This is a genomic window from Paucilactobacillus oligofermentans DSM 15707 = LMG 22743 (assembly GCF_001434315.1).
GTDB classification, from domain to species: domain Bacteria; phylum Bacillota; class Bacilli; order Lactobacillales; family Lactobacillaceae; genus Paucilactobacillus; species Paucilactobacillus oligofermentans.
Genome location: NZ_AZFE01000032.1, coordinates 207,794 through 228,012 on the forward strand (window position 1 = coordinate 207,794; position 20,219 = coordinate 228,012).

At 35.9% G+C, this 20,219-nt stretch carries 19 protein-coding genes; 15 read left to right on the forward strand and 4 right to left on the reverse strand.

Translation table 11 applies throughout. The features are described from left to right. Position 1 precedes the first annotated feature (1 nt). The 3 genes from FC70_RS08095 (at position 2) to arsC (ending at position 2,410) form a co-directional block, all read left to right on the forward strand. On the forward strand, positions 2–928 hold the full coding sequence (locus FC70_RS08095) for a dihydrodipicolinate synthase family protein (protein WP_420835991.1): 927 nt from the start codon (positions 2–4) through the stop codon (positions 926–928). A 100-nt stretch (positions 929–1,028) separates the two neighbouring features. Beyond that, on the forward strand, positions 1,029–1,874 hold the full coding sequence (locus tag FC70_RS08100) for a MurR/RpiR family transcriptional regulator (RefSeq protein WP_057890492.1): 846 nt from the start codon (positions 1,029–1,031) through the stop codon (positions 1,872–1,874). 131 nt (positions 1,875–2,005) lie between these two features. Then, entirely contained in the window at positions 2,006–2,410 is a 405-nt protein-coding gene (gene arsC, locus FC70_RS08105; RefSeq protein WP_057890493.1) for an arsenate reductase (thioredoxin), read from the forward strand. Between the two features lie 78 nt (positions 2,411–2,488). Here the strand turns inward: arsC and FC70_RS08110 are convergent, their stop codons facing one another. Together FC70_RS08110 and FC70_RS08115 are read right to left on the reverse strand one after the other, a co-directional pair. Beyond that, on the reverse strand, positions 2,489–2,854 hold the full coding sequence (locus FC70_RS08110; protein ID WP_057890494.1) for a DUF1304 domain-containing protein: 366 nt from the start codon (positions 2,852–2,854) through the stop codon (positions 2,489–2,491). Between the two features lie 2 nt (positions 2,855–2,856). Then, positions 2,857–5,691 (reverse strand): YfhO family protein, encoded by a 2,835-nt coding sequence (locus FC70_RS08115; protein ID WP_057890495.1) that lies wholly within the window; start codon positions 5,689–5,691, stop codon positions 2,857–2,859. Positions 5,692–5,941: 250 nt separating this feature from the next. On the opposite strand from FC70_RS08115, the gene FC70_RS08120 reads away from it, so the two are divergent. The 7 genes from FC70_RS08120 to FC70_RS08150 all read left to right on the forward strand — a co-directional run bounded on the left by FC70_RS08120 (position 5,942) and on the right by FC70_RS08150 (position 12,100). Next, the gene (locus tag FC70_RS08120) at positions 5,942–6,277 is read left to right on the forward strand and encodes a hypothetical protein (RefSeq protein ID WP_057890688.1); all 336 of its coding nucleotides are present in this window, start codon (positions 5,942–5,944) and stop codon (positions 6,275–6,277) included. Positions 6,278–6,442: 165 nt separating this feature from the next. After that, positions 6,443–7,396 (forward strand): 50S ribosomal protein L11 methyltransferase, encoded by a 954-nt coding sequence (gene prmA, locus FC70_RS08125; RefSeq protein WP_057890496.1) that lies wholly within the window; start codon positions 6,443–6,445, stop codon positions 7,394–7,396. Between the two features lie 21 nt (positions 7,397–7,417). Continuing rightward, positions 7,418–8,167 carry a 16S rRNA (uracil(1498)-N(3))-methyltransferase gene (locus tag FC70_RS08130; RefSeq protein ID WP_057890497.1) on the forward strand — a complete coding sequence of 250 codons (750 nt, stop codon included), beginning with the start codon at positions 7,418–7,420 and terminating at the stop codon, positions 8,165–8,167. A gap of 6 nt (positions 8,168–8,173) precedes the next feature. After that, positions 8,174–8,533 carry a hypothetical protein gene (locus FC70_RS08135; protein WP_057890498.1) on the forward strand — a complete coding sequence of 120 codons (360 nt, stop codon included), beginning with the start codon at positions 8,174–8,176 and terminating at the stop codon, positions 8,531–8,533. Between the two features lie 139 nt (positions 8,534–8,672). Further along, positions 8,673–10,913, forward strand: coding sequence for a RelA/SpoT family protein (locus FC70_RS08140; RefSeq protein WP_057890499.1), 2,241 nt, complete (start codon positions 8,673–8,675; stop codon positions 10,911–10,913). Between the two features lie 88 nt (positions 10,914–11,001). Beyond that, positions 11,002–11,439 carry a D-aminoacyl-tRNA deacylase gene (gene dtd / locus FC70_RS08145; protein ID WP_057890500.1) on the forward strand — a complete coding sequence of 146 codons (438 nt, stop codon included), beginning with the start codon at positions 11,002–11,004 and terminating at the stop codon, positions 11,437–11,439. A 37-nt stretch (positions 11,440–11,476) separates the two neighbouring features. After that, complete coding sequence (locus FC70_RS08150) at positions 11,477–12,100, forward strand: HAD-IA family hydrolase (protein ID WP_057890501.1); 624 nt, start codon at positions 11,477–11,479, stop codon at positions 12,098–12,100. A gap of 55 nt (positions 12,101–12,155) precedes the next feature. Here FC70_RS08150 and FC70_RS08155 read toward each other — a convergent pair whose 3' ends face one another. Both FC70_RS08155 and FC70_RS08160 read right to left on the reverse strand, forming a co-directional pair. After that, positions 12,156–12,992: a fructosamine kinase family protein gene (locus tag FC70_RS08155; RefSeq protein ID WP_057890502.1), complete on the reverse strand. Its 837-nt coding sequence runs from the start codon at positions 12,990–12,992 to the stop codon at positions 12,156–12,158. Between the two features lie 90 nt (positions 12,993–13,082). Next, positions 13,083–13,937, reverse strand: coding sequence for an N-acetylmuramoyl-L-alanine amidase family protein (locus FC70_RS08160; RefSeq protein ID WP_057890503.1), 855 nt, complete (start codon positions 13,935–13,937; stop codon positions 13,083–13,085). A 482-nt stretch (positions 13,938–14,419) separates the two neighbouring features. Here FC70_RS08160 and hisS point away from each other — a divergent pair, with 482 nt between their 5' ends. The 5 genes from hisS to rpsU all read left to right on the forward strand — a co-directional run bounded on the left by hisS (position 14,420) and on the right by rpsU (position 20,217). Beyond that, positions 14,420–15,715, forward strand: coding sequence for a histidine--tRNA ligase (gene hisS, locus FC70_RS08165; RefSeq protein WP_057890504.1), 1,296 nt, complete (start codon positions 14,420–14,422; stop codon positions 15,713–15,715). Between the two features lie 6 nt (positions 15,716–15,721). Then, a complete protein-coding gene (gene aspS / locus FC70_RS08170) occupies positions 15,722–17,494 on the forward strand; it encodes an aspartate--tRNA ligase (protein ID WP_057890505.1) in 1,773 nt (590 codons plus the stop codon). A gap of 577 nt (positions 17,495–18,071) precedes the next feature. After that, the gene (locus tag FC70_RS08175) at positions 18,072–18,947 is read left to right on the forward strand and encodes a YitT family protein (RefSeq protein WP_057890506.1); all 876 of its coding nucleotides are present in this window, start codon (positions 18,072–18,074) and stop codon (positions 18,945–18,947) included. Between the two features lie 47 nt (positions 18,948–18,994). Next, positions 18,995–19,891: a deoxyribonuclease IV gene (locus FC70_RS08180; protein WP_057890507.1), complete on the forward strand. Its 897-nt coding sequence runs from the start codon at positions 18,995–18,997 to the stop codon at positions 19,889–19,891. Positions 19,892–20,031: 140 nt separating this feature from the next. Then, entirely contained in the window at positions 20,032–20,217 is a 186-nt protein-coding gene (gene rpsU / locus FC70_RS08185) for a 30S ribosomal protein S21 (RefSeq protein ID WP_010622233.1), read from the forward strand. The last annotated feature ends 2 nt before the right edge of the window (positions 20,218–20,219 follow it).

The following is a 20,219-nucleotide window of genomic DNA, read 5'->3' on the forward strand; positions in this document are numbered from 1 at the left end:
AATGACAAAAATTGCAAAATTTGAAAAGTATAGTGGAATTATTCCCGCATTTTATGCTTGTTATGATGAAAATGGTGAAGTTAGTCCAGAACGTGTGCAAGCACTGACTCAGTATCATATTGATAAAGGGGTTAAAGGTGTTTACGTTAATGGTTCATCAGGTGAATGTATTTATCTGAGTGTAGCGGATCGTAAGATTGTCCTAGAAAACGTTATGAAGGTTGCTAAGGGTAAATTGACTGTGATTGCGCACGTTGCAGCCAACAACACTAAAGATAGTGTTGAATTAGCTAAACATGCTGAAAGCTTAGGAGTTGATGCAATTGCTTCAATTCCACCAATTTATTTCAAATTACCAGAATATTCAATTGCTAAGTACTGGAATGACATTAGTGCTGGTGCACCGAATACAGACTTTGTCATTTATAACATTCCTCAATTAGCTGGTGCTGCTTTGACACCAGGCCTTTACGATGAAATGCGTAAAAACAAGAATATTATTGGGGTAAAGAATTCTTCAATGCCAGTACAAGATATTCAAATCTTTAATGAAGCTGGTGGAGATGATCACCTAGTATTTAATGGTCCAGATGAACAATTCATTAGTGGTCGCTTAATGGGTGCCATTGGTGGAATCGGTGGAACTTATGGTGCAATGCCTGAATTATTCCTTAAGATGAATGAATTACTTAAAAATAAAGATTTAGAAACAGCGCGTGAATTACAATACGCAGTTGATGATATTATTGGAAAATTAACGGCCGGTAAAGGTAATATGTATGCCATGATTAAAGAAGTCCTACGTATTAATGAAGACTTAGATCTTGGTTCAGTCCGTTTGCCATTGGAACCATTGAATGCTGCTGACAAAGTTATTGCTAAAGAAGCAGCTAAAATGATTATTGATACTAAGAAAAAATTCATTTAAAAGTTATTGATGCAGACAAAATTGAATGTTTAGTGTTAAATTAAAGGAGGTAATCAATTGATTATCTTCTTTTTATTTAAATATGGAGAGGTATAAGTTTGTGGAGATAGTTGAACATATAAAAAATCAATATTCATTCTTATCTACTCAGGAACAAAAAGTGGCCTTATCAGCGATTCAAAAGGGTGCTGCGATCAGAACCATGGGAATTGAAGAATTGGCTAGTCAATTAGACGTTAGTAAATCCACCATTTCACGGTTTGTAAAAAAGATTGGCTGCAAAAATTTTGTTGATTTTCGTCTGCAATTTGTTAATACTGAAGATCCAGTTGTTGTAACTGGGGTTCAAGGCCAATTTGATGAAGAAAAGCAAACTTCAGTTGAAATCTATCATTTATATCAACATGTTATTACACAAACACAAGAAAAAATGAACCAAGTTGATATTGAAAAATTGGTAAAGTGGATTGCTGAAAGTCGGCGTGTGTTTATTTATGGGTTAGGCAGTTCAGGCTATACAACTGAAGAATTTGGGCAACGGTTGATTCGAATGGGAATTCAAACGGTAACCGCCACTGAAAGTCATATGATGCTAATAACTTCGAATATTATGAATCGGGATGATTTAGTGATTGGCATCTCAAATTCAGGTAAGACAATTGAAGTTAATCGAGCATTAATGAACGCTAAAAAGAGTGGTGCGAAAACCGCCTCAATTACGAGTGATATGATTGGCCCAATTAATCAGGCCAGTCAAATTACAATTCATGTTGAAGATAGTACTAAGCTAGCAGAAGGTCGATTTATTAATTCGCAGTTTGCGATTACATATGCGATTGATATTTTGTCACGGTTATTATTAGAAAATCAGCAATATAATTGGAGTATGAAGAAAACCATCGATTCAATTATTGATGACAAGCAAAATAGTAATAATTTAAAATAGTTGTATATAACAATAATTTGATAATACAGTGCATTTAACTATAAATGGATAACAACGTATTTGCGATTATTAACCAAATAAATTTAAAAATAAAATTAATTGTATTATACAATTAAACGAGGTAATCAAGTATGACGCAAATCTATTTTTTATGTACGGGGAACTCTTGTCGCAGTCAAATGGCTGAAGGATATGCTCGTCAGTTGTTAGGTGATGACTTTATCGTAGCGAGTGCTGGAATTGAAACTCATGGATTGAATCCAATTGCAGTTAAAGTCATGAATGAAGATGGCGTTGATATTAGTCAACAAACATCAACGTTAATTGATGCTGATTATTTTGTTCACTCAAACTTAATTATCACTTTATGTGGTGATGCACGCGATAAGTGTCCAGTGATTCCAGCTACAATTAAACATTTACATTGGGACTTAGCTGATCCAGCGCAAGCGCAGGGAACTGAACAGGAAGTATTAGCTAAATTCCGTGAAATTCGAGACGATATCAAACAAAGAGTGTTAGCATTGTCGATCTAATTATTATTAATCCAAACAAAAAACACGTCGTTATCAGATTAAATAAATCCGATAACGACGTGTTTTTGTATATAACAATTAAATTAACATACTTAAGGCTAAGGTAATTAAAGCAGGAGCCATTTGCACGTAGAATATTTTTTTAGTGGCGGTGACACCACCGTAGCAACCAACGACGGCAATGAACATCATAATTAGTTCAATGATGCCAAATTTAACGTCGCCCACGAACACGATGAGGCTGACAAGCAACATTACCCCAAGGGCACCGTTATAGATTCCTTGATTCTTAAGGGCGATTTGAGCGGCGGGTTGTTGAATAAATTCAAGATCCATATCAAATGATTTGGCTTGAAGGGTTGGTTTAGCAAACATTTCTAAGTACATCATACCGACATGCTCAATACCGATTATGGCGGCTAAGATAATAACTGTGAGTTCCATTGTTAATTGTCCTTTCGATGGTGACGTGGATTAATTTTAGTGCTTATTGTAATAATTAAGGTAACGATCGCTGCAAGTAAGCTAATGATAATTCCAAGTTTAGCATACGGAGTTGAATAGGTTAATTTAATCTGATTGTTACCAGTTTTAACCGGGATACCAATGAATCCTTTATTAACTACAGGTAGTTTACCCTGATATCCAGTTAATTTCCATCCAGATGAGTATGGGATTGTAGTGGCTAAGACCGTATTTGAATTGGAATGATAAGTAGCCGTAACCACATCATTATCCATTTTAATATTTTTAGCAGCATGGTTAGCTTTGATTGCGGTATCAAGACTTGTTCCAGTTGGAACGGCTTCTAGTTCAACGTCAAATTCATAGGTGCCGGGATTACTCATATGGAGACTAAACGTATCTGTTTTAGTTGAAATATTTCCCATATTAAGGGTGGTTGAAGTCCGTGGATTGTAAAATGAGAGGTTCTCACTACCAACTTGATTAAAGGTATTAGTGGTTTTTCCATAAGTGGCTGCAATTGTGAAAGCACCAGTTGCACCAGTCGTGGGAGAAACGTTGAATAGATTCTGACGTAACCAACCTAGTTTGTATAAATCAGTATTATAACGACTGTTGGAATCATTATTTTCGTACATGATTTGTTGATTATGTTTATCAATGTAGTTATTTAAGGCGCTATCATAACGATTCGTGAGCGTTCCAGGTGTGTACTTAATATTGGTTAAACGCACATGTAATTCATAACCTTTGACTGATTCCGGAATCTTAATTGAATAAGCGGTTGGCGTATATTCAGAAGTTGGCAGACTAATTTTAACGTGTTGCGTCGTAGCCAATGATTGTGGAAGGGCAAAGAATTTTAATTTTTGAACCTTATTTAATAGGGCCGTGGCAATTTTATTTTTAGCTTGTTTGTAGACGGCATTATTAATTAATGCAACTTCACGTTTGGTGGGTGAAAGTTTGTTAAAGGCGGTATTTGACATGGTACCAGTTGATTTATAAATTAACGGCATTGTAGTAGTTGTATTATACAATCGTTGGCCATTAGTGATATTTGAAGTGCTTTGGTAGTTTGCTGGTTGTACTTTATTATCAGCAGCTAAGAATACATTTGAAACCCCAATTAAGTGTAAGAACGTCGTGCGATAGTCGGCATTATTAATCGCATCATTAGCACTATTAGTATTATTTTCTAATGACTTACTGAGGTCATTAAGATACTTATTTTGTAATGACCAGTAACTGTTAATATTAAATGTTTGCGCCAGAATAGCTAAGTTATCAGCAGGCGAATCACCGGTTAGGTTTGATAATTGATTATCAATTGAGGAACGACCAGTGGTTTTAGTTTCAGCAATTGAATCTGCAAATGATTGCTGTGAGTTGGTCAATTCATGAGCCTGAGTTGATGAAACTAACATGGTATCATCAATTGAATATTGATTAGCATGACGATCACGCATAATCACAATGGCATTAAAACTAACTAAAATGAGTAATGAAGCAGAAATTAATTGGGCTTTATGGTTAAAATTGATAGGTAGTTTACTAAATAGGAGAATAAAAATAGTGACAAAGTAGATTGCAGCAACGCCACCTAAATCATAAGTAAAAGCAAAATTATCAGCCATAAACAAACTAATGACAGCGATGATTCCATAGCCAGTGAACCAGTAGTAATCACGACGATGAAGTGAATCTAATTCATTAATCATGTGAACAGCGGCGAGAGCAATTGGTAGTAATAACATTTGTGACCAACGATTAGAAGGTGATGAGCCACCATTCATTAAAGCAGCGAGGGTAGGAAATAAAAGAATAATACCGCCAGTGACTAGGGTTACATTAAGTGCAAAATGTTGTTTGAATCGGCGTAATGACCAAATAATCGCGATAATTCCAAGCGTCATAATGCCACCAGTTACCCAGTAAGGACGATTAGCATTACTAATCGATAATCCAGGGAGGGTGAAGTAATAAGAATACGGATAAAACGTAAGTCCATTCGCAATCTTACTAGTAGCTCTAGCCGAGCTGAGTAATTGATTCATTGATGGTAGTAAGAGGATTGCACTAAGCGCGGCGCCTAAAATTACAGAACCAATTAATTTTAAATTTAAAACAAATTGACGATATTTTTGGGTCGTAATTAATAAAATTAGCCAATAAATCATCATACCGATGGCTAACATGGTACCAAGATAAAAATTATTAAATAATGCCCAAGCAACAGAAATGATTAGTAACAAGTATCGTTGATGATCCAGTGCACTGTATAACCCAAGGACTAATAGAGGTAAAATGATTAGTGGGTTAAGAAAAAATGGATGAGCAAATGTGACATAAGCAGTGTAGCCAGAAAAAGTATAGATGATTGCACCTACTAAAATGGCAAGGTGCTTTGAATTAGGAATTAAACGTTTTGCAACAAAGGTAAACGACAGGCCAATTAAAAATAAACGAACAACCACCATAATTGAATAATAGGCAACCATTTGATCCTGGCTAAATAAGATTGAAGGATAAGTGAAAATATCACCCATGACATAGTAAGAAAAGGTTTGGATTGTATCCGTCCCTAAACCAACATTCCAATCCCATTGACTCCACATTTGATGATTAAAAATTAATCCTTTTAACATTTTTTGCCAGTAAACTAAGGCTGGATAATGTTGGGTAATCCCATCGGAATTCCAAATTAAGGTTGATCCCGTTAAAGGAACGATTGTAAAAATGAATCCGGCTAAGATTACGAAAACTAGTAGGTATTGTAAATAAATATTTGATTTAAGTCGCTGCTTTAGAGCCATCGGAGATCCTCAGTTCATTATTTTATACGGTTCAATGTTTTCCATTTTAGCTTAATTGGTAGTAAAAGGTCAAAAGTCGCAATTTTAATTTAAGATTGCCAACCAATGACCTTAAAATAAGAAATTGATAATACATTTAACACTTAAAAAGGTTTACAACGGGCAACAATTCAAGTAATATGATAACTTATAGTTATAAGAATTAATTTACTGGGAGGTGATTACCGTGTTAGAAAAAACAAAAGAATTTATGCGAAAGAATGATATTCAATATCGTAAAGAATACATTCGCCCAATGATGATTACACAACATGTTTATGTTTTTAAATTTGGTAAACATGAATTGAATAATCGGGTAATCATCCGATATTCCCACTCATGGACTGGACGTCTAAAAATTAACGAAATTGATTTGCGTTTGCATAAACAACATCGACCACGTATTTTTAAGACTGAAGCGGGATTGGTTGATTACCTTGAGAGTCATTTACAGTCGAACATCTTGAAGAATGTGGGGCATTCACAAGCGGCTGAAGACAGCACCGAAGATTTTATTGATGATGACGATCAAAACCAGACTAAATAATAAACATCTAATTTTGCGAAAGCAGATTAGGTGTTTTTTTAGTTAGTAATTAATGATTAAGCTTGATTATCAACCGTGAGTTAATTAAAATTTAGTATATTCAAGTATTATTCATAAATTTATAGGATAATATCATAGTTAAACTTAAGAAAAAGGGTGTACAACATGGAATGGACACAAGTTACAGTCATTACTGAAAGTGAAGCCGTTGAAGCGGTAAGTTATATTTTGGATGATTCTGGTGCTACAGGTGTTAAAATTGAAGATTCAAAAGATTTTGATCATTTAGAAAAAATGGGTTTTGGTGTAATTGCTGAAGCGGAGTCAATTCCCCATTTAACTAGCGGTGCTCAAGTAACGGCATACTTTCCACAAAACGTGTTTGTCCCCGAAATTTTACCAATTATTCAACAGCGAGTTAATCAATTACGTGAATTTGGACTTAATCCTGGGGTCGGAAAAGTTATCGCGGTACCTGTTGACGATGAAGATTGGGCAACTGCATGGGAAAAGTATTATCAACCAGTTCGCATTACTCATGATTTAACGGTGGTGCCAGAATGGATTGAATATCAGCCGCAACAACCGAATGAAAAATTAATCCGTTTGGATCCAGGGATGGCATTTGGAACTGGAACTCATCCCACCACCACTTTAATGTTGCAAGCATTAGAAATGGAAATTCGTGGTGGGGAATCAATGATTGATGTTGGAACTGGTTCCGGGGTACTCAGTATTGCCGCTCGTTTATTAGGGGCCGGTGAGGTTCAAGCGTATGATTTAGACCAAATTGCAGTTGACTCGGCACTTGAAAATATCAAGCTTAATCCAGAAGCTGCCCCAATTAAAATTGGCGCCAATAGTTTATTGGATGGGATTCATACACAAGTTGATTTGATTGTGGCTAATATCTTAGCTGAAATTATTGTGCCACTAGTGCCACAAGCATTTGAAAATTTAAAACCAGGCGGAAAGTTCCTAACGTCAGGGATTATTGCCGATAAATTTGAACTTATTTATCAGACATTAGTAGATAATGGATTTGAAGTTCGTGAAACGTTAAGGATTAAAGATTGGTATGGCATTATAGCAATTAAGCCATTACCAGATGAAGATTAATGACAATTAAAGGACAATAATATGCAACGATATTTTTTAACCAAAGTAACCAAGACCGATGATGAATTAGAATTACCTAAGGATATTGCGCATCATTTAACGACGGTTTTACGAGCAGAAGCAGGGACGAAGTTTGAGATTGTCTTAGCTGATAAGCAAGTCTACTTAGCCCACGTGACACGAATTGAAGGGTTATTAACTTTTGCTATAATTGATCAACAATTGGATGTTAACGTTGAGTTGCCAGTTAAGGTTGTGATTGCTGCTGGATTACCTAAGGGTGATAAAGCTGAATTAATTACGCAAAAGGCAACGGAATTAGGTGCAACTAAAATTGCCTTTTTTGATTCAAAACGTTCCGTGGCCAAGTGGGCACCGGCAAAGCAAAGTCGTAAAATTGAACGATTACAAAAGATCGCATCTGGAGCAGCTGAACAGTCTCATCGTCAAGTAATACCTGAAGTTGTATACTACAACAATATTAATGAATTACTAGCAAGTGAAACTGCGGAAGTTAAAATCGTCGCGTGGGAAGAATCGGCTAAGAATGGTGAACAGTCACAATTAGTGCAATCATTAAATGAACTAAAGTATGGGGATACACTGTTAACCATTTTTGGTTCAGAGGGCGGGCTTGCCACTGACGAAATTGCGTTAATGCAACAACATCAAGTGGTTCCAGCTGGTCTTGGGCCACGAATCTTAAGAACTGAAACGGCACCATTATATATGTTATCTGCCATTTCGTATCATTTTGAATTGGAGAATTAATTAGTTATGAAAAAATTATCATTAAAGAAATTATCAGTTAATTTAGGAAACTTTGACCTTGTGATTATTACGCATGCTGTTTTGATGGGAATTATTACACCGTTAATGGTTGAGTATGTTCCGGTAATAAAAGTGCGTTTAATTGGCGTACCGATTATTTTAATGTTGTTAAATTTTATCTATTCAGCAGTCATTGGGATTTGGATACAAAAACATCAAAGTAATGGGTTGCAAGTTTTTATTTTTCCGGTGATTTTTTTCATTATGTCATATTTAGTGTTACCTAAATATATGTTTTATTTTGGCCCAATTTATCTATTAATTTCGTACCTAAGTTGGTCGATGAGTCGTTCAAAAGAAGAATAATTGAAGCCCAAATTAAGGGGCTTTTTTTGTATAAAACGGGTAAAAATCAAAAATCATTCATAGAAGTTCACATTTTACCGTTAAAAAGGTATAATTATATAAATTTACATTGATAATAATGAAAGCTAGTTGGTGGCATATGGGACATGGACAAAACATGACACACGCAGATGTCATAAGAATTGTAAAAACGTATATGAATCCTGAACACGTTGAGATAGTTGAACGTGCTCATCATTTTGCTGAGACTGCACACAATGGACAGGTACGACAATCGGGTGAACCTTATATTATTCACCCTATTCAAGTGGCTGGAATTTTAGCTAATTTACATATGGACCCAGAGACCGTAGCATCAGGATATATGCATGATTTGGTTGAAGATACTGGGGTAACAATTGAAGATATCCGAATTTTATTTGGCGATGATGTTGCCTTAATCGTTGATGGTGATACCAAACTTAGTAAGATTAAATATAAGTCAACTAAGGAACAGATGACTGAAAATCACCGTAAATTATTGTTATCAATGTCAAAAGATATTCGAGTGATGATTGTTAAGCTCGCTGATCGTTTACATAATATGCGTACTTTACAACATCTTCGTCCTGAGAAACAACGGCGTATTGCAAATGAAACTTTAGAAATTTATGCACCAATCGCTGATCGTTTAGGTATCAGCACAATTAAATGGGAATTAGAAGATTTAGCCTTACGTTATTTAAATCCACAGCAATATTATCGCATTGTTCATTTAATGAATTCGCGTCGTGATCAACGAATTGATTATATTGAGAGTGCGATTTCCGAAATTAATACTGCTATTTCAGATTTAGATTTAGGACCAGGAACTAAAATTTATGGTCGTCCAAAACATATTTATTCAGTTTACTGGAAGATGGTTTCGCAACATAAACAGTTTAGTCAAATTTATGACTTATTGGCGATTCGTGTGGTAGTTGATTCAATTAAAGATTGTTATGCAGTTTTGGGGGCAATCCATACGCGTTGGACACCAATGCCAGGTCGATTTAAAGATTATATTGCAATGCCTAAAGTCAATGGTTATCAATCATTGCATACAACGGTAGTTGGTCCAGAAGGTCGTCCGTTGGAAGTTCAGATTCGAACTCATGAAATGCATGAAGTGGCTGAATTTGGGGTTGCGGCTCATTGGGCATACAAAGAAGGTAAAACAGCTGGTATTAATTCGAAGGATTCGGATAAGCGTCTCAATATTTTTAAAGAAATTTTGGAGCTTCAAAGCGAAACCTCAAATGCTGATGAATTTATGCAAGGTGTGCAAGGCGATATCTTTACTGATCGTGTTTATGCATTTACGCCCAAAGGGGATGTATTTGAGTTGCCTAAAGGGGCTGGCCCATTAGACATGGCTTACACAATTCATACCGAAGTGGGTAATAAGACAACTGGTGCGAAAGTAAATGGCAAGATTGTACCACTTGATTATGAAATCCAAACGGGTGATATTGTTGATATTTTAACTTCACAATCATCATCCGGTCCTAGTCGTGATTGGCCTAATTTAGTTTATACGCGTCGGGCTCGGAATAAAATTAAACAGTTCTTCCGGTTAGCTGATCGAGAAAAGAATGTTGTTAATGGTAAAGAGCTAGTTAAGCAGCAATTAATTGATGATGGGTTCAAACCCAAGGATATTTTTACGGCTGATAAAGCTAGTGAAATTTCCGCTAAATTACGTTACAGTTCAAGTGATGATATGTTCGCGGCTATTGGGTTTGGGGATGTTCAACAAAAAGGGATTGCAAATCGTTTTTCACAAGATGTACGTGAAAAGATGGAAACAGATCGGCAACGACAAGCTGAAAAAGAATTGTTGGAAGATCATAAAACGTTATCTGATGAAAAAGAAGTATCACACGTTGAAAAGAAGAAACAAACTGCTCAAGGCGGCGTAGTTATTGAAGGTGTCGATAATTTATTGGTACGTTTGAGCCATTGTTGTAGTCCAATTCCAGGAGATGAAATTCAGGGATATATTACTAAAGGACGTGGGGTTTCGGTCCATCGAGTTGATTGTCCTAACATCAAGGCTGCTGAACAAGATGGTGAACGTTTAATTGCAGTTTCATGGGAAAATCCTGATGGTGAAAACGGAAATTATAGTGCGGATCTTGAAGTTCAAGGATATAATCGGAATGGTTTATTAAATGACGTACTAAAAACGATTAACAATGCAACTAAGTATTTGAATTCAGTTAATGGTAAAGTTGATCACGATAAAATGGTGACCATTAGTGCTTCATTTGGAGTTCGAAATAAAGAACATCTGCAACGAATTATGGACAACTTAAAGAATGTTCCTGACGTTTACGTCATTAAGCGAGCAATTCATTAATAACGGTATTAGAAAACATCTTGTGTGAGTGAACTTGCTTACATGAGATGTTTCTGCTTAACGATAATATTTCACTAGGAGGAATACAATGCGCGTTTTATTACAAAAAGTTAACCATGCTAAAGTGACGATTGCTGGTGAAGTGGTGGGATCAATTCAAAAAGGTTATACGCTATTAGTCGGGATTGCTCCTGATGATACGGAAGCTAACTTAGACTATTTAGTCCGGAAAATTGTTAATGTCCGAATCTTTGAAGATGAAGAGGGCAAGATGAATTTGGCACTGAAGGATGTTGATGGTGAAATTTTATCAATTTCTCAATTTACGTTGTATGCAGATACTAAAAAAGGTAATCGACCTGGATTTTCGAATGCGGCAGGACCTGAATTAGCTGAACCACTATATCAACAATTTAATGACAAACTACGGGCAGCAGGAGTTCATGTTGAAACTGGTCATTTTGGAGCCGAAATGCAAGTTGAACTTGAGAATGATGGACCAACCACAATTTGGTATGAAAAATAAGGAAATCTGGGTTTGCTGATGGAAGGGAGAAAGTAAAATGTATCAAAATTTCTTTTGGGATTTAGATGGGACTTTATATGATACTTATCCACAAATGGTGGAATCTTTTGATCAAATGTTAGTACATTTTAAGGTGCCCAGTGAGCGGCGACGCAGTTATGAAATTATGCGACAAGATACATTAGGCAACGCATTTGCCATTTTTGCTCAAGAAAATGATCTTGACGTGAATGCCATGGAAGCTATTTATTATCCCATCGAAAAACAATATACCCATCCAGCGATGTTTACAGGCACTAAATCAGCATTAGAAACGGTGGTAGCTCGTGGTGGCAAAAATTATTTACTAACACATCGTAATCAAACCGCCTTGGATTTTATGAAAACAGATGGATTACTCAATCTGTTTAGTGATTTTGTGACGGCGGATGATTCTTTCCCTAAGAAGCCAGACCCAACTTCACTAAATCATTTAATTGATACAAATTTGGTACCACGTTCAGATGCAGTTATGGTTGGTGATCGAGATATGGATGTAAATGCCGGTCATAATGCTGGAATTGCAGGGATTCTGTTTGATCCTGATGATCTAATTAATCCACAAAGTAATCCAGAATATCGAGTACACTCGATGTCTGAAATTGAAAAATTAATTAAGTAAAAAGGTATTTTAACAGTTTAAAAATTACTGTTAAAGTACCTTTTTTGATAGTGTTTTAAAATTTATTTAATATTCGATCAACTGAACCACCATAAGTTTCACCGAATAAAATTAGATGGAAGCCTAAATAATAAAATTGGTACCAGGGTAGTCGGTCTTCAAAGCCAGCATCCAATGGGTAAATTTGATTATAGGCATCATAAAAAGATTGGTCAAAGCCCCCGAAAATAGTGGTCATAGCTAAATCATATTCACGATCACCATAAAGTGCATCAGGGTCAATTAAAGTGGGCGTACCATCAGCTGAAAACAGGTAGTTGCCAGACCATAAGTCACCATGTAGAAGACTAGGAGTAACTTCATGTGAAGAATAGAAATCAATGAAAGCCAATCTCATTCGGTCAAATCCGGCTTGCCGGTCATCGCTCCAAACGTGTTTTTCCTTAGCTAATTGGGCAATCATATCTAACCGCTGTTCACTGTAAAATTTAAGCCAAGATGTCTGCCAGTGATTATTTTTTGTAATCACCTTTGATTGATGATTAAAAGCAAAGCCAAATTTATTATTATGAACTAAGTGCATTTTTGCTACAGCAGCACCTAAATCAGATTGAAGGCCACTACCGGAATCAATCCAATTGAGAAGTAAATACGCATCACCATTAATTTGTCCCTGTGCTTTTGGGTGAGGGGTATTAATAACTTTACCCAGTTCTTCTAGTCCGGCACGTTCATGATCAAAATATTCAGCCTTTTTTTGTGGCTGAACTTTCAAAAAGTATGCATGATCAACAGTATTAATTTTATAAGCCTCATTGATGTCACCACCAATGACGGAATGGTAATTAATAATATTTTTAATGGGTAATTGAGTTATCCATTCTTGATTCATAAAATCACCTTCAATAATTTATGTCTTGCAAAACAAGCTCATGATAACACCCAGTTACAAAATAAAAAAGTATTACCATAATGGTAATACTTAGTTATTGAAATAGATTTTAAGTCCTTTGACTACTTTGGTAGCCACTTTAACTTGATAGGCTTTGCTTTTAATTTTTTTGAAATCCTTAGTTTCGTTAATATAACCCATTTCACAAAGAACAGCAGGCCGGGAATTATAACGAATTACGTAGAAATCGCCAAGTTGGACCCCACGATTGGTCAATGATAAACCATCAAATTGGCTATTTAAGGCTTTAGCTAATTGTTTTGAAGCGCCACTATAATAGTAATAAGTGGTTAAGCCACTGGCAGTATTTCGTTTAGGTGAAGAATCAAAATGAAAACTTATAAAGGCATCGGCGGAAACTTTATCAGAAGTTGCCGCTATTTTTTTGAGGCTAACGTACTTATCGGTATCACGAATCATAATGACATGGGCGCCTTGTGCACGTAACTGAGTGGCGACCGCTTTTGCCATTTGAAGGGTATAGGTTTTTTCCATATATTTTTCTTTGGTACTATTTTTATATTCAGCACCCGAGTCAGATCCACCATGACCAGCATCAATGACAATTGTCGCTTCGGATAGATTGGAGGCTTTTTTTAGATTATCAGCACGATTGACTAGCCAGCTAGCAACCCAGCCAAATTTGTGATCATTAATCCGAACTTTATACCAGTTGTTTTTTTCTTCAAGCACGTTAAAACGTGTTTTTTTATTAACTTTTTCAAGCGATTGGTATTTTAAACCAGGGCCAGAACGGACGTTAACATTTTCAACGCTAACAACTACCGTTTTTTGTCGCGTTAGGGTAAAGACTAAGCCAATTGCGACAATGATAAAAGCGATTGTCAGGATGAGTTGTCGTTTAGTAGGACGATAATTCTTCATTTAAGTGGTGCTCCTTAAGGCGTTACATTTAATAGTATTTGATTAGTGTATGGGTATTATTTCACGAAATCAAGGTTATCTGCCAAAGGTTCAGACAATATTAGTAAATATAACTGAGATAATTTTATAAAATATATTATACAATAGAAAAGTCAATTCACAAATTCAACCTGAAAAAGTGAAACCATATTGACTTTATAAGGTAGTTTGAGTATTCTTATACAGTAAGTTAAATATGAAATGCCGATGATAAAGAAGGCACGGTTCAGTTGATTTTAAGAGAGTAAAGCATAGGTGAGAGCTTTACATTCAAATGACTGCGTTGACACTTTGGAGGTTGGAAGAAATTCCCGTTGCGAGACGTTATTAAATAGTGACTCTAAGGTGGTACCGTGCAAATAAAGCACCCTTGTATATTTTACAGGGGTGTTTTTTATTCGTTTTCAGGTAACATCACGGATGAATAAGGAGGAAAATCGTATATGCGTTATCAACGTCCTAAAGGAACTGCTGATATTTTACCCGGACAATCGGAAGCGTGGCATTTTGTTGAAGAAACTGCTCGTTTATTGTTTGGCGATTATCGATATAACGAAATTAGAACACCGTTGTTTGAAAGCTTTGATGTGTTCGCTAGATCTGCTGGAGATACCTCAGATGTAGTTACAAAAGAAATGTATGATTTTCATGATAAAGGTGATCGACATATCGCACTTCGCCCTGAAGGAACGGCTGGGGTAGTTCGTGCATATGTTGAAAATAAACTTTATGGTCCAGAATTTGCTAAACCATATAAAGCTTTCTATATTGGTCCAATGTTTAGATATGAACGGCCTCAATCTGGCCGTCAACGTCAATTTCATCAAGTTGGGGTTGAAGCCTTTGGTAGTGATAGTCCAGCATTAGATGTTGAAGTAATTGCAATGGCAACCCAATTTTTTGAAACTTTAGGGTTAACTGGATTACGGGTGGCCATTAATTCATTAGGGGATGCTGAAAGTCGGGAAAATTATCGTCAAGCCTTAATTGATTACTTAAAACCACATTATGATGAATTAAGTGATGATTCAAAGGAACGACTAGAAAAGAATCCGTTACGAGTGTTAGATAGTAAAGATCCAAAAGATCAACAATTTGTTGAAGACGCACCATCGATTTTGGATTATTTAACTGAATCAGCACAAGCCCACTTTACTGAAGTTAAAGCATTACTGACAGAGCTGAAGATTGATTTTGAAATTGATGAAACAATGGTTCGTGGTTTGGATTATTATAACCACACGATCTTTGAAATCATGATTGAATCAGAAGCGTTTGGTAAAGGCTATACTACTGTTTGTGGTGGTGGTCGTTATAGTGGCTTGGTTAAAGAATTTGGTGGGCCAGCAGATGTTTCTGGCGTTGGTTTTGGAATCGGTTTGGAACGTCTAATCTTATTGCTTGATAGTGAAGGTATTGAAATGCCAACGGCGAATGATTTAGATGTTTATGTAGTTGGAATCGGTGATGAAACTAGTCATGAAACCTTAAAATTAGTTCAAGCAATCCGCGGATTTGGTTTTTCAGCTGATCGTGATTTTCTTGATCGCAAACCAAAAGCGCAATTTAAGAGTGCAGATCGTGAAAAGGCAAGTTTCGTGATGACACTGGGACAAAACGAGCTTGATGCCGGAACAGTTAACTTTAAGTCAATGGTGACTGGTAAAGAAGATACAATTAAGTTATCTGATATTTATGAAGATTTCCCACAAATCTATGATCAACATTTTGAGGAGTAGAATACTATGAAAAGAACAAGTTATGCAGGATTGGTTAATGAAACGTTTGTTGGCCAAGAAGTCGTATTAAAAGGTTGGGTCCAAAAGCGTCGTGATTTAGGTGGATTAATTTTTATTGATTTACGTGATCGTGAAGGAATTGTCCAATTAGTATTTAGTCAAGAATTTGGTGCTGATGCTTGGGCCGTTGCCGATAAGTTCCGTAATGAATATGTGGTTGAAGTTCAAGGGGTCGTTAAGAATCGTGCTGACCGTGAAATTAATCCTAAGATGAAGACTGGTAAAGTCGAAGTTGAAATTCACAATGCAACGCTCTTGGCTGCAGCTAAGAATCCACCATTTTATATTGAAGATGACATCAATGTATCAGATGAATTGCGTCTTGAATATCGCTATTTAGATTTGCGTCGTCCAGAAATGCAAAACAACTTGAAGATTCGAGCTGCTATTTCTCGTGCAACACATAGCTATTTTGATAATAATGACTTTATCGAAATTGAAACACCACAATTAGCAGCTTCATCTCCTGAAGGGGCACGTGATTATTTAGTTCCATCACGTGTGTACCCAGGTCACTTTTATGCATTACCACAATCACCACAATTGTTTAAACAATTATTGATGGGTGCTGGATATGATCGTTACTACCAAATTGCTCGTTGCTTCCGTGACGAAGATTTACGTGGTGATCGTCAACCTGAATTTACACAAATTGATGTTGAAACAAGTTTCCTTACAATTCCAGAAATTCAAGAAATAACAGAAGGTCTTTTGAAAAAAGTAATGAAAGATGCTGTTAATGTTGAAATTGATTCAATTCCAGAAATAACTTGGCAAGAATCAATGGATCGCTTTGGTACTGATAAACCAGATATTCGTTTTGAGATGGAACTACAAGATATCTCAGACGTCGTTAAAGATATTGATTTTAAAGTCTTTAATAATGCCATCGAAAATGGTGGGTTTGTAAAAGCAATCGTTGTTCCTGGTGGAGCTGACAAGTATTCACGTAAGGACCTAGACAAGAAGACTCAATACATCGAACGTTTTGGTGCTAAGGGTATGGCTTGGATTAAAATTACTGAAGATGGATTTACTGGACCAGTTGGTAAGTTCTTGAAAGTTAAAGAAGCTGAAATCTCTGAAGCATTAGGCGCTAAAAAAGGCGACTTAATTCTATTTGCTGCTGATAACTTCAAGATTGTTTCAGATACACTTGGTTATTTACGTAATGCAATTGGTTCTGAAATGGAAATGATTGATGAATCTAAGTTTGCCTTTATCTGGGTGGTTGATTGGCCATTGTTTGAATATGATGAAGGAATCAAACGTTGGATTTCAGCGCATCATCCATTTACGATGCCTAATGAAGAAGATGTTCACTATTTAAATGAAGGTGAAGATCCTCATAAGGCTCACGCTCAAAGCTACGATATCGTCTTGAACGGTTATGAACTTGGTGGAGGATCAATTCGGATTCATACACGTGAGATTCAAGAAAAAATGCTCCGTGCCTTAGGATTTACACCAGAGCGAGCTGAAAAAGCCTTTGGTTATCTTTTGAAGGCTCTTGATATGGGATTCCCACCTCATGGTGGTTTAGCAATTGGATTAGATCGTTTTGCAATGTTACTTGCTAAACGTCAAAATATTCGAGACGTAATTGCTTTCCCTAAGAATTCTAAAGCAACTGAACCAATGACGAAGGCACCATCGCTTGTTTCTGATCAACAATTAACTGATTTAGGATTATTTATTAGTCCAAATGTTGAAGAATAAGTAACAATTATTGAAAAAATGAGGACTATTATCACATCTTGTGATAATGGCCTTTTTTTTGTGAAAACATCTACTTAAGTAAAGTGTTTTACGTGTTATTAGGGCAGCTTTCTTAAAAATATATCAATTGATAAAATTATATTCACAATGTCCCTTGAAATTATATAAAAATTTAACGAATTCCGAAAATTTTGAAAAATGATTAAAAAACACGAACTATCAAATAACGTTATTGTATTGCGTTTTGTTGGTATTGGGGTTAAATTATAAACAAGGGTTATCAAATGTTATTGCTTGATAATCAGTGAGATTTTATGCTTATATGATTTGATGTTTTGGGGCACATTTTGGGGAAAATGTGTATCAAATGGAAAGATGTTAATTCTTTCACATATAGCTAATCTTGCATCATCTTTTGAGGAATCAATTTTAGTTAGCGAAGAATTTTTTTGGCTGATTAATAGTTGACGTTGGTGGATTCTGTTCTCAGGATCTTTTTTTTTGCCCAAATTTACATATTTGCTAAAATAGGTTCGGATTTTTGATATACTTAGTTTATTAGAGGGGCGAATTACATATGGAAGATATTCAAAAATTAATTGAAAAGCATCAATATTTTGGGAGAGCAGGGACGGCTTTAATTTATGCCACATTAGTTTCAATTGCGGTTAATTTTTTTTGGACGCCAGGTAATATCTATTCTTCTGGAGTAACTGGAGTAGCGCAATTAATTAATACCTTGACGGGACGTTATGGTCCGTTTCAGTTAAGTACATCGTTGATGTTATTTGTGTTAAATGTACCATTGTTTATACTGGCGTGGTTCAAAATTGGTAAGCAATTTACCGTGTTTACATTTATATCTGTTGCGTTAGCTAGTATTATGATGAACCTGTTACACCCAATTCCATTGACTCACGATCCATTAATTTGTGCCATTTTTGGTGGTGCAATTAATGGATTAGGAACCGGGTTAGCATTAAGATATGGAATCTCAACTGGTGGTTTAGATATTATTGGTTTGACCTTACGTAAAAAAACAGGAACTAAAATGGGAACGCTCAATATGGCGTTTAATTTTTTAATTGTGGTTGCGGCCGGATTTGTTTTTGGTTGGCCATATGCGCTGTATTCAGCGATTGGATTAGTTGTGAATGCGCGTGTAATGGATATGGTATATACTCGTCAGCAGTTATTACAAATATTAATTGTTACTGGACGTCCAAAGTCAGTAACTGATAGTATTCAAAATCATTTACGTCGTGGAATAACAATTGTTCATGATGTAGAAGGTGCGTATAAACATGATGAAAAAGCATTATTAATCACAGTTATTTCTCGATATGAAATGTATGAATTACAAGAAGCGATGGAAGAATCGGATGATAAAGCTTTCGTCTCAGTAACTGAAATTAAACAGGTAATGGGTCACTTTTATGAACCAGAACTGTAAATGGAAGTAGTTTAAAGTTAATCAATCAAAAGGTGGAGGAATTTATTATGTTAATTGGATCTCACGTAGGCTTTAAAGCACCTAATATGTTGCTTGGATCTGCTGAAGAAGCGGTTAGTTATGGATCTTCAACGTTTATGTTTTACACTGGCGCACCTCAGAATACACGACGTAAGCCACTGGAAGAGTTAAATATTGAACAGGGCAGTGCATATATTAAAGCACATCATCTAACTAACTTAGTCGTGCATGCACCGTATATTGTTAATTTGGCTAACCCAACTAAACCGGATAAGTTTGCATTTGGTGTTGAATTTTTGACTGAAGAAGTTCGTCGTTCGCAAGCTTTGGGTGCAACGGAGATTACATTGCATCCAGGATCACATGTTGGTGCCGGAGAAGAAGCTGGAATTGCCTCTTTGATTAAAGGCCTTAATGAAGTGTTAACGTCTAATGAAGGACCTCAAATTGCGATTGAAACCATGGCTGGCAAAGGCAACGAGGTTGGAATTACTTTTGAACAAATTGCCAAAATGATTGATGGAATTACATACAATGATCGAGTTTCAGTAACCTTTGATACATGTCATACTAGTGATGCTGGATATAACATTAAAGATGATTTTGATGGAGTTTTAAATGAATTTGATCATGTGATTGGTATTGATCGCTTGAAGGTTTTACATTTAAATGATTCTAAAAATCCACAAGGTAGTCATAAAGATCGACATGCTAATATTGGAATGGGCGAAATTGGGTTTACTGCGTTAAACCAAATTGCGAATCATCCACAATTGGAAAGTGTACCTAAGATTTTAGAAACACCATATGTACCGGTTGATGAAAAAAATAAGGTAGCACCTTATAAGGAAGAAATCGCGATGTTGAAAGCTGGCCAATTTGATGCCGATTTTATTGACAAAATTGTTAATAATGCTAAATAATTGCGATGTATTAAAAAAAATTGCAATATAATGCAAAGTCTTATTGACTGTCATTTTATATTTATGTATAATATTTATGACGGTATAACTGATATAAACAGTTTACAGTGTAATCTTAAGCTCGGAGGGAGGGAATTCATATGGCAAAAACAGTCGTTCGCAAGAATGAATCTCTTGATGACGCTCTTCGACGCTTCAAACGTACAGTTTCAAAAAATGGTACGTTGCAAGAATATCGTAAACGTGAATTTTACGAAAAGCCAAGTGTTAAGCGTAAGTTGAAATCAGAAGCGGCACGGAAACGTAAGAACAAGAAACGTTTCTAGTC

What these genes read in the sequence shown, in the direction of transcription:
- dtd (WP_057890500.1), top strand. Translation starts at nt 11,002, where the DNA reads ATGCGCGTTTTATTACAAAAAGTTAACCATGCTAAAGTGACGATTGCT.
- rpsU (WP_010622233.1), top strand. Translation starts at nt 20,032, where the DNA reads ATGGCAAAAACAGTCGTTCGCAAGAATGAATCTCTTGATGACGCTCTT.
- FC70_RS08150 (WP_057890501.1), top strand. Translation starts at nt 11,477, where the DNA reads ATGTATCAAAATTTCTTTTGGGATTTAGATGGGACTTTATATGATACT.
- aspS (WP_057890505.1), top strand. Translation starts at nt 15,722, where the DNA reads ATGAAAAGAACAAGTTATGCAGGATTGGTTAATGAAACGTTTGTTGGC.
- FC70_RS08115 (WP_057890495.1), bottom strand. Translation starts at nt 5,691, where the DNA reads ATGGCTCTAAAGCAGCGACTTAAATCAAATATTTATTTACAATACCTA.
- FC70_RS08140 (WP_057890499.1), top strand. Translation starts at nt 8,673, where the DNA reads ATGGGACATGGACAAAACATGACACACGCAGATGTCATAAGAATTGTA.
- FC70_RS08160 (WP_057890503.1), bottom strand. Translation starts at nt 13,937, where the DNA reads ATGAAGAATTATCGTCCTACTAAACGACAACTCATCCTGACAATCGCT.
- FC70_RS08095 (WP_420835991.1), top strand. Translation starts at nt 2, where the DNA reads ATGACAAAAATTGCAAAATTTGAAAAGTATAGTGGAATTATTCCCGCA.
- FC70_RS08110 (WP_057890494.1), bottom strand. Translation starts at nt 2,854, where the DNA reads ATGGAACTCACAGTTATTATCTTAGCCGCCATAATCGGTATTGAGCAT.
- prmA (WP_057890496.1), top strand. Translation starts at nt 6,443, where the DNA reads ATGGAATGGACACAAGTTACAGTCATTACTGAAAGTGAAGCCGTTGAA.
- FC70_RS08155 (WP_057890502.1), bottom strand. Translation starts at nt 12,992, where the DNA reads ATGAATCAAGAATGGATAACTCAATTACCCATTAAAAATATTATTAAT.
- FC70_RS08135 (WP_057890498.1), top strand. Translation starts at nt 8,174, where the DNA reads ATGAAAAAATTATCATTAAAGAAATTATCAGTTAATTTAGGAAACTTT.
- hisS (WP_057890504.1), top strand. Translation starts at nt 14,420, where the DNA reads ATGCGTTATCAACGTCCTAAAGGAACTGCTGATATTTTACCCGGACAA.
- FC70_RS08130 (WP_057890497.1), top strand. Translation starts at nt 7,418, where the DNA reads ATGCAACGATATTTTTTAACCAAAGTAACCAAGACCGATGATGAATTA.
- FC70_RS08120 (WP_057890688.1), top strand. Translation starts at nt 5,942, where the DNA reads ATGCGAAAGAATGATATTCAATATCGTAAAGAATACATTCGCCCAATG.
- FC70_RS08175 (WP_057890506.1), top strand. Translation starts at nt 18,072, where the DNA reads ATGGAAGATATTCAAAAATTAATTGAAAAGCATCAATATTTTGGGAGA.
- FC70_RS08180 (WP_057890507.1), top strand. Translation starts at nt 18,995, where the DNA reads ATGTTAATTGGATCTCACGTAGGCTTTAAAGCACCTAATATGTTGCTT.
- arsC (WP_057890493.1), top strand. Translation starts at nt 2,006, where the DNA reads ATGACGCAAATCTATTTTTTATGTACGGGGAACTCTTGTCGCAGTCAA.